Origin of the sequence: Pseudomonas machongensis, from assembly GCF_034961125.1 — a bacterium.
In the GTDB taxonomy this organism is placed as follows: Bacteria; Pseudomonadota; Gammaproteobacteria; order Pseudomonadales; family Pseudomonadaceae; genus Aquipseudomonas; species Aquipseudomonas machongensis.
Genome location: NZ_JAYFUI010000139.1, coordinates 1 through 7,885, shown reverse-complemented (window position 1 = coordinate 7,885; position 7,885 = coordinate 1). Strand labels below are relative to the sequence as shown.

Sequence of the window (7,885 nt, the reverse complement as noted above, 5' to 3'; positions counted from 1 at the left end):
TATGTGATTTCTCGCATGGCCACTTGTGATGCTGATAATCTTGGCGACTATCAGTCCGTACTCACAAGCACCCACACGAATTGCTTGATTCGATTTGTTAAAGAGCGGTTGGTTAAGAGCTTTTCGTCTCAACCGAGGCGCGCATTCTACGCTTTCCTCATTTGCTGTCAAGCGTTTATTTTGAATTTTTTCCGAGAAACTCGTTTAGCTTCAAACACTTGACTCGCTGCGATCTCTCGTAGCGGGAGGCGAATCATACAGCACTCGAAGATGCTGTCAACTGCCTTTTTCACCGCTGCCGATCAGGTGACCGAAGCCCTTCACGCTTCACCGAACTCGCTTAACTCGTTGATTAACAAGGAGTTTTGCGTTCCGTTTGCTGCGGAAGTGGGGCGCATTATAAGGGGATCTGAGAGGCCGTCAACCTTTTATTTCAGATATTTGAAAGATCCTCGGCGCAGACCTTATATAGGCCACCAAGTGCCTGCCTCAAACTCTGCTGCGCCTACAAGATCGAGCGCCGCCCGCGCGGCGCTTCGCGGGCAAGCCCGCTCCCACATTTGTTTCGGGCCAGTTATGCCTGTGCCATAGGCGCTCGACGCCTGGTGTGTACGACCCGGTAACGCGCCGTGCGCCAAAGGGGTCGCGCGAAAATGCCACAGGACTCAATGGCCCGAAACAAACTGTAGGAGCGGGCTTGCCCGCGAAGCGCCGCGCGGGCGGCGCTCGATCTCAAGGGCGCCAGAAACATCAAGGCAGGCCCCTCTCAGCCCCCAGCCCGCCCCCAAGCCAGCAACAACACTCCCAAGCCAACCCTACCGCCCACAAACCAAAACGGGGAGGCCTGTCGGCCTCCCCGCTTCTCACATCACCACAACCTTACAAGCTCGGGAACGCAAACTGCGACGCTTCATGGCTCTTGCGCTGCGGCCAACGCTGGGTAATCGCCTTGCGACGGGTATAGAAGCGCACCCCATCCGGCCCATAGGCGTGCAGGTCACCAAACAGCGAACGCTTCCAGCCGCCAAAGCTGTGATAGCTCACCGGCACTGGCAGCGGCACGTTCACACCCACCATGCCCACTTCGATCTCGTCGCAGAACAAACGCGCCGCTTCACCGTCACGGGTGAAGATGCAAGTGCCGTTGCCGTATTCGTGATCGTTGATCAGCTGCATCGCCTCTTCCAGGCTCTGCACGCGCACCACGCACAGCACCGGCCCGAAGATTTCTTCCTGGTAGATGCGCATCTGCGGCGTCACCCGGTCGAACAAGGTACCGCCAACGAAGTAGCCGTTCTCGTTGCCCGCCACCGAGAAACCGCGACCATCGACCACCAGCTCGGCCCCTGCCGCGACACCATCGTCGATATAGCCCAGCACCTTGTCGCGTGCAGCCGCCGTCACCAGAGGACCCATGTCCAGGCCACACTGGGTGCCGGCACCGATCTTCAACGCCTTGATCTGCGGCTGCAGCTTGGCGATCAACGCATCGGCGACCTGGTCGCCCACGCACACCGCCACCGAGATCGCCATGCAGCGCTCGCCGCACGAGCCGTAGGCGGCGCCCATCAACGCGTTGACTGCATTGTCCAGCTCGGCATCGGGCATCAGCACTGCGTGGTTCTTCGCCCCGCCCAGCGCCTGCACGCGTTTGCCGCGCTTGGTGCCTTCGGCATAGATGTATTCGGCGATTGGTGTCGAACCGACAAAGCTCAGGGCCTTGACTTCCGGAGCCTCGATCAGCGCATCCACCGCTTCCTTGTCGCCGTGCACCACATTGAGGATGCCCTTGGGCAGGCCAGCCTCATGCAGCAATTGGGCGATGTACAGGGTCGAGCTCGGATCGCGCTCCGAGGGTTTGAGGATGAAGGCGTTGCCGCAGACGATGGCCAGCGGATACATCCACAACGGCACCATCGCCGGGAAGTTGAACGGCGTGATACCGGCCACCACACCCAGCGGCTGGAAGTCGGACCAAGCGTCGATGTTCGGCCCGACATTGCGGCTGTACTCGCCCTTGAGAATCTCGGGCGCAGCACAGGCGAACTCGACGTTCTCGATACCGCGCTTCAACTCGCCGGCGGCATCCTCGATGGTCTTGCCGTGCTCTTCGCTGATCATCTGCGAAATGCGCGCCTCGTTCTGCTCCAGCAGTTGCTTGAAGCGGAACATCACCTGCGCGCGCTTGGCCGGTGGCGTGTTACGCCAGGCCGGGAACGCGGCCTTGGCCGAATCGATGGCTTCCTGGATGGTGGCGCGGCTGGCGAGTTCGACCTTGCGCGTAGCTTGGCCGGTCGACGGGTTGAAGACATCGGCGGTGCGACCGCCCTTGGAAACCAGCTCACCATTGATCAGGTGCTGAACGATGCTCATGCAGAACTCCAGATAAAGAAGGTAGAAACAGGCGCGCTCAGGCGCCTGTCGTCAGCGTCGGAAAGATCAGTCGATCTGGTTCAGGGCTTCGCCTACCGCGTCGAACAGGCGATCCAGTTCCTGCGGCTTGGTATTGAAGGTTGGGCCGAACTGCAGGGTGTCCCCCCCGAAGCGGACATAGAAGCCGACCTTCCACAGTTTCATGGCCGCCTCGTATGGACGCACGATCGCATCGCCATCGCGCGCTGCGATCTGGATCGCGCCAGCCAGGCCGTAGTTACGGATATCGACGACATTCTTGGTGCCCTTGACGCCATGCAGCAGGTTCTCGAAGTGCGGCGCCAGTTCGGCGGCGGATTGCACCAGGTTTTCCTTCTGCAGCAGGTCCAGCGCAGCGATACCGGCAGCACAGGCCACAGGGTGAGCCGAATAGGTGTAGCCATGGGGGAATTCCACGGCGTACTCCGGCGTCGGTTGGTTCATGAAGGTCTGGTAGATCTCGCTGCTGGCGATCACCGCGCCCATCGGGATGGCGCCGTTGGTCACCTGCTTGGCGATGCACATCAGATCCGGAGTGACGCCGAAGGCTTCAGAGCCGGTCATCGCCCCCATACGACCGAAGCCGGTGATGACTTCGTCGAAGATCAGCAGGATATTGTGCTGGGTGCAGATTTCACGCAGACGCTTCAGATAACCCTTCGGCGGAGGCAGCACGCCAGCGGAGCCGGCCAGCGGCTCGACGATCACAGCGGCGATGTTCGAAGCGTCATGCAATTCGATCAGCTTGAGCATCTCCTCGGCCAGGGCGATACCGCCCTCTTCCGGCATGCCGCGGGAGAAAGCGTTCACCGGAAGCACGGTGTGAGGCAGATGGTCGACATCCAGCAGTTGGCCGAACATCTTGCGGTTGCCATTGACCCCACCCAGGCTGGTGCCAGCGATGTTCACGCCGTGGTAACCACGGGCACGCCCGATGATCTTGGTCTTGGTTGCCTGGCCTTTCAGGCGCCAGTAGGCACGCACCATCTTCAGCGCGGTGTCGGCGCACTCGGAGCCGGAGTTGGTATAGAAGACATGGTTGAGGTCGCCAGGCGTCAGCTCGGCGATCTTCTCGGCCAGCTGGAACGACAGCGGATGGCCGAACTGGAAGGCCGGCGAATAATCCAGTGTGCTCAGCTGGCGCGTCACCGCGTCGGTGATTTCCTTGCGGGTATGCCCGGCGCCGCAGGTCCACAGGCCCGACAGTGCGTCGAAGATCTTGCGCCCCTTGTCGTCAACCAGGTGATTGCCTTCGGCGGCCACGATCAGGCGTGGATCACGCTGGAAGTTGCGGTTGGCGGTGTAGGGCATCCAGTGAGCATCCAGCTTGAGCTGGCTGGCCAGGCCGGACGGGGCGGTTTCGGGCATGTTCATCGGCGGTTCCTCGGAAGACGACTAGGCAACGATGGGTGTTGTTGCAGCTAAATTGTCACGGGGATAAAGTCTGAAAAAGCCAACATTTCTAATCTTCAGTTAGCAGCGGACTAAACTTATGAGTCGTCGCCCAGATCCTCTCGCGCAAGTCAGCGATTTCGATATTCGTCTGCTGAAGATTTACCGCAGTGTCGTCGAGTGCGGCGGCTTTTCGGCCGCGGAAAACGTACTGGGTATCGGGCGCTCTGCCATCAGCCAGCAGATGAACGACCTGGAACAGCGCCTGGGCTTGCGCTTGTGCCAGCGTGGCCGGGCAGGCTTTTCGCTCACCGAAGAAGGCCGCGAGGTCTACCACTCGGCGCTGCAACTGCTCAGTGCCCTTGAGAGCTTTCGCACCGAGGTCAACGGACTGCACCAGCACCTGCGTGGCGAACTCAATATCGGCCTGACCGACAATCTGGTTACCTTGCCTCACATGCGCATCACCCACGCGCTGGCTGAGCTCAAGGATCGTGGGCCGGATGTGCGCATCCAGATTCGCATGATCGCCCCGAGCCAGGTCGAACAAGGGGTGCTGGACGGCAGCCTGCATGTCGGCGTGGTGCCGCAGACCAGCCCGCTCTCGGGCCTGGAATACCAGCCCCTGTACAGCGAACGTTCATTGCTCTACTGCGCAGTCGGCCACCCCCTGTTCTATGCCGAGGACCAGAAAATCGACGATCAGCGCCTCAACAGCCAGGAAGCCATCGCCCCGACCTTCCGCTTGCCAGCCGATATCCAGGCGCACTACCAGGCACTGAACTGCACCGCCAGCGCCTCGGACCGCGAGGGCATGGCCTTTCTCATCCTCACCGGGCGCTACATCGGCTACCTGCCCGATCATTACGCCATGTTCTGGGTCCAACAGGGCCGCCTGCGGGCACTGAAACCGACGCAACGCTTCTATGACCTGAGCCTGAGCTGGGTGACGCGCAAGGGACGGCGTCCGAATCTGGTGCTGGAAAGTTTTCTCGAAAGCCTCGCGGCAACGCGCTAATGCTTGTCACTTCGGCACAGGCAGGTAATCTGTCCGACATCCGTTGCCCACAGACCCCGTACGGAAACGTCCATGACCTTTGAAGTCCCTGCGCATCGCCTCTCCGCCTCGGGCAAGCCCGCCGGCCGCATTCGCCAAAAGAACGAACAGGCCATCATCCAGGCCGCCGAGGACGAATTCGCCCGCCATGGCTTCAAGGGCACCAGCATGAATACCATCGCGCTGAAGGCCAACCTGCCCAAAGCCAACCTGCACTACTACTTCACCAACAAGCTCGGCCTTTATATTGCCGTGCTCAGCAACATCATCGAATTGTGGGACAGCACCTTCAACGCCTTGAGCGTCGAGGACGACCCAGCCGTGGCGTTGAGCCAGTACATTCGCACCAAGATGGAGTTCTCCCGGCGCAACCCGCAGGCATCGCGGATCTTCGCCATGGAAGTGATCAGCGGCGGCCAGTGCCTGAGCGAATACTTCAGCGCCGACTACCGCGAGTGGTTTCGCGGGCGCGCCGCAGTGTTCCAGGCCTGGATCGAGGCCGGCAAGATGGACCGGGTAGACCCTGTGCACCTGATCTTCCTGCTCTGGGGCAGTACCCAGCACTACGCCGACTTCGCCACCCAGATCTGCCAGGTCACCGGCCGCAGCCGCCTGACCAAGCAGGACATGGAAGACGCCAGCAACAACCTTATCCACATCATTCTCAAAGGCTGCGGCATCACCCCGCCCGCCTGACCCGGACCTATGCCCTCTACCCTGCTTGAGCTCTGCGAGTTCCGCGAAGACATCCGCAAGAGCCGTTTCATCACCCTCGCCGGCCCTGTCAGCAGTGCCGCCGAGGCGATGAGCTTCATCGAACGTCACAGCGACCTGGCCGCCACCCACAATTGCTGGGCCTGGAAAATAGGCGCGCAATACCGCAGCAGCGATGATGGCGAGCCGGGCGGCACCGCCGGACGTCCAATTCTTGCGGCGATCGAAGCCCAGGACTGCGATCAGGTGGTGGTGCTGGTCATCCGCTGGTATGGCGGTATCCAGCTAGGCACCGGAGGCCTGGCCCGTGCCTATGGCGGGGGTGCCAACAAGTGCTTGCAACAGGCGCCGAAACGGCTACTGGTACAGCGCAGCGAATTCACCTGCAGTTGCACGTTCAGCGAACTGGCCTTGCTCAAGCTGCGCCTGGCCGAGGCCGACGGGCTGGTGCTGGACGAACAGTTCACGGCAAACGGCGTCGATCTACTCCTGGCGCTGGGCGAAGAGCACGTACAGACCTTCCAGCAGCAATTGGCCGACCTCAGCCGTGGCCGGATTCGTCTGGAACCTCGCTGAAAGGTGCCCACAACTACTGTGGGCCTGCCTGTGGATAAGCTTGGGGCATTCTTTGGCAAGCCTTGCCGCGTAAGGCTTTCAGCCGATTGAGCATATTTTGATCACTGTTTGATGACACCCGCAAACGACTGAAACTCGGAGAGTTATCCCCATCGTCCGGTTTTCACGAGATTTCCCGCTGCCCACACGCTTGCACACAATAACTGTGGAACAGCCTGTGGATAACCCGTGCGCCAACAGGCAGGGCGCCCACCAGCACACGGCGCGGAGCGTCTGATCATTTTTTGTACAAACGCAACGCAGGCGAGTCGCCCCCGCCTGGAGTATCCTCGATACCTTTCTTCAAGCGACCTCGGAGCGTCCATATGTCCACAAGCAAAAACGCCCTCATCATCGGCGCCTCCCGCGGATTGGGACTGGGCTTGGTACAACGTCTGCGTGAAGACGGTTGGAACGTCACGGCCACCGTGCGCGATGCAAGCAAGCCGGGTGCCTTGAAAGATGTCGCAGGTGTGCGCATCGAATCCCTGGAAATGAACGATACCGCCTTGCTCGACGACCTCAAGCAGCGTGTGCAAGACGAGATTTTCGACCTGGTCTTCGTCAATGCCGGAGTCATGGGACCGTTGCCACAAGACCTGGAAACCGTGCAAGACACGCAGATCGGCGACCTGTTCATGACCAATGCCGTTGCGCCCATCCGTGTGGCGCGTCGCCTGGTCGGGCAGATCCGCGAAAACACCGGGGTGCTGGCGTTCATGAGCTCGGGCCTGGGTAGCGTGACCAGCCCGGATGGCAACGAGATCTGCCTGTACAAGGCCAGCAAGGCCGCACTCAACTCGATGATCAACAGCTTCGTGGTTGAGTTGCAGCGTTCCGACCTGAGCGTGCTGGCCATGCACCCAGGCTGGGTGAAGACCGACATGGGCGGCGAGAACGCGGAAATCGATGTGCTCACCAGCACTCGCGGCATGCTCGACCAGATCAACGAGCAAAGCGGCCAGGGCGGCCTGCGCTTTATCAACTACAAGGGTGACGCCCTGACCTGGTGAATTGAAAGCCACGTGGCGAGGCATTAGACTCGATGCCTCGCCTCGCGGCGGACCTGGATCAGCAGACAGGGCAACACTGAGCTGGCTAACCCTGAACCCACTTTCAGAGGAGCCGGCACCATGCCTGCGACCCGTATCTGGTTGAAATCCCCCCTTGCCATCTTCACTGCCAACGGCACCGATGCCCGCGGTGGCCTGGTCATTGAAAACGGCCGCATCACCCAACTGCTCGCCCTCGGCGAACAACCCAACACCGCCTGTGACCAAGTGTTCGATGCCCGTGAGCACGTTGTGCTACCTGGTCTGATCAACACTCACCACCACTTCTACCAGACCCTCACCCGCGCATGGGCTCCTGTGGTCAACCAACCACTGTTTCCCTGGCTCAAGACCCTCTACCCGGTGTGGGCACGGCTAACCCCGGCCAAACTGGCGCTCGCCAGCGAGGTTGCACTGGCCGAGCTGCTGCTGTCGGGTTGCACCACCGCCGCCGATCACCATTACCTGTTCCCGGAAGGTCTGGACCACGCCATCGACGTACAGGTAGAGGTCGTACGCAAGCTCGGCATGCGCGCCATGCTGACCCGCGGCTCGATGAGCCTGGGTGAAGCGGACGGCGGCTTGCCCCCGCAGCAGACAGTGCAACAAGGCGAAGTGATCCTGGCCGACAGTCAGCGACTTA

Annotated in this window: 7 protein-coding genes; 5 read left to right on the top strand and 2 right to left on the bottom strand. The window is 60.8% G+C overall.

The genetic code is table 11. The features are described from left to right. Positions 1-879: 879 nt before the first annotated feature. Together VA602_RS14370 and VA602_RS14365 are read right to left on the bottom strand one after the other, a co-directional pair. Complete coding sequence (locus tag VA602_RS14370; RefSeq protein WP_323453538.1) at positions 880-2,373, bottom strand: CoA-acylating methylmalonate-semialdehyde dehydrogenase; 1,494 nt, start codon at positions 2,371-2,373, stop codon at positions 880-882. 66 nt (positions 2,374-2,439) lie between these two features. Beyond that, complete coding sequence (locus VA602_RS14365; RefSeq protein WP_323453537.1) at positions 2,440-3,786, bottom strand: aspartate aminotransferase family protein; 1,347 nt, start codon at positions 3,784-3,786, stop codon at positions 2,440-2,442. A gap of 118 nt (positions 3,787-3,904) precedes the next feature. Between VA602_RS14365 and VA602_RS14360 the strand changes: the two genes are divergently transcribed. From VA602_RS14360 to VA602_RS14340, 5 genes are all read left to right on the top strand, one after another. Further along, positions 3,905-4,822 carry a LysR family transcriptional regulator gene (locus VA602_RS14360; RefSeq protein WP_054895182.1) on the top strand — a complete coding sequence of 306 codons (918 nt, stop codon included), beginning with the start codon at positions 3,905-3,907 and terminating at the stop codon, positions 4,820-4,822. Positions 4,823-4,894: 72 nt separating this feature from the next. Continuing rightward, entirely contained in the window at positions 4,895-5,557 is a 663-nt protein-coding gene (locus tag VA602_RS14355; RefSeq protein WP_054895183.1) for a TetR/AcrR family transcriptional regulator, read from the top strand. Positions 5,558-5,566: 9 nt separating this feature from the next. Continuing rightward, positions 5,567-6,151, top strand: a complete 585-nt coding sequence (locus tag VA602_RS14350) for an IMPACT family protein (RefSeq protein WP_197892375.1) — start codon at positions 5,567-5,569, stop codon at positions 6,149-6,151. 365 nt (positions 6,152-6,516) lie between these two features. Then, positions 6,517-7,203 (top strand): SDR family oxidoreductase, encoded by a 687-nt coding sequence (locus VA602_RS14345; RefSeq protein ID WP_323453536.1) that lies wholly within the window; start codon positions 6,517-6,519, stop codon positions 7,201-7,203. A 120-nt stretch (positions 7,204-7,323) separates the two neighbouring features. Then, positions 7,324-7,885 (top strand): amidohydrolase family protein (locus tag VA602_RS14340; protein WP_323453535.1); only part of this gene is annotated, 562 nt, incomplete at its 3' end.

What these genes read in the sequence shown, in the direction of transcription:
- VA602_RS14370 (WP_323453538.1), bottom strand. Translation starts at nt 2,373, where the DNA reads ATGAGCATCGTTCAGCACCTGATCAATGGTGAGCTGGTTTCCAAGGGC.
- VA602_RS14365 (WP_323453537.1), bottom strand. Translation starts at nt 3,786, where the DNA reads ATGAACATGCCCGAAACCGCCCCGTCCGGCCTGGCCAGCCAGCTCAAG.
- VA602_RS14360 (WP_054895182.1), top strand. Translation starts at nt 3,905, where the DNA reads ATGAGTCGTCGCCCAGATCCTCTCGCGCAAGTCAGCGATTTCGATATT.
- VA602_RS14355 (WP_054895183.1), top strand. Translation starts at nt 4,895, where the DNA reads ATGACCTTTGAAGTCCCTGCGCATCGCCTCTCCGCCTCGGGCAAGCCC.
- VA602_RS14350 (WP_197892375.1), top strand. Translation starts at nt 5,567, where the DNA reads ATGCCCTCTACCCTGCTTGAGCTCTGCGAGTTCCGCGAAGACATCCGC.
- VA602_RS14345 (WP_323453536.1), top strand. Translation starts at nt 6,517, where the DNA reads ATGTCCACAAGCAAAAACGCCCTCATCATCGGCGCCTCCCGCGGATTG.